Consider the following 248-nt stretch of genomic DNA (forward strand, 5'->3'; position numbering starts at 1 on the left):
TCTTTCGGCGGTTGAACAACATGCTCTTCCTTGCTGCCGATCCTGCCGAGCGCTGGCGTGTGATGGAGCAATTCTACAAACGTGACCCCGGCTTGATCGCGCGCTTCTATCGCGGCACCTTGCAGCCCATGGACCGAGTCCGGCTGCTCTCGGGCTTGCCGCCCGTGCCGATCGCCAAGGGGCTCGGCGCCTTCATGCAGCGTTTCGTGCCGGAAAGGAGCCCCATTGCTGGGCATCAGTAAAAGCAC

1 protein-coding gene is annotated in these 248 nt (G+C 62.1%); it reads left to right on the forward strand.

Annotated features, from left to right (window positions below):
* On the forward strand, positions 1-242 hold a 242-nt coding region (locus tag AC0IXR_RS25130), incomplete at its 5' end, for a lycopene cyclase family protein (RefSeq protein WP_471762607.1).
* Positions 243-248 lie beyond the last annotated feature (6 nt).

The organism is Methylobacterium sp. AC832, assembly GCF_979256025.1.